The organism is Geodermatophilus sp. CPCC 205506 (assembly GCF_051383635.1).
In the GTDB taxonomy this organism is placed as follows: Bacteria; Actinomycetota; Actinomycetes; order Mycobacteriales; family Geodermatophilaceae; genus Geodermatophilus.
Genome location: NZ_JALPKP010000136.1, coordinates 1 through 517, shown reverse-complemented (window position 1 = coordinate 517; position 517 = coordinate 1). Strand labels below are relative to the sequence as shown.

The window sequence follows — 517 nt, the reverse complement described above, 5'->3', positions numbered from 1 at the left end:
TACGATCCGACTTCGCCCGCCGTCGCGCGGGTGCCGGGCAGGGCGCCCGCCGGGGCCGGGGCGCTGCGTCCGGTGGCCGAGGTGGTCCGGGTGGCGGCCGGGGTCACGCGGCCGGCCCGGGCGCCGGCCAGGCCCGCGCTCGGGAGGACGGTGTCGGGGTCCGCCACCGGCGCCCGGCCGCCGCCCCCGCCCGCTCCGCTGCCGCTGATCGGCGTGCTCGGGGCGGGCGCGGGTGCGGGTGCCGGGGCGTCCGGGGTCGCCGGGGAGCCGTCCGCCACGACCTCCTGGCCCTCGGCCTCGACCTGCTCCTGACCGGGCGGGGCCGACGTCCCGCCGAGGCCGAGCACCCCGGCCGCGGTCGGCGGCAGCAGCACGATGCCGAGGAAGGCGCCGGTCACCACGACGCCCCGCCGGACACGCGCGCTCCGGCCGGACGCGACCGGGCGCACCCGCGCCGGGCGGGACCCCGGCGAGGCGGAGCGCCGCGGGCGGCGCCGGCCCCGGGCAGCGGGCGGCG

Annotated in this window: 1 pseudogene; it reads right to left on the bottom strand. The window is 84.7% G+C overall.

Annotation, left to right across the window (positions count from 1 at the left end):
• Nucleotides 1–398 (bottom strand): annotated as a pseudogene (locus MY520_RS27975) (hypothetical protein); the annotation flags it as partial.
• Between the last annotated feature and the right edge of the window lie 119 nt (nt 399–517).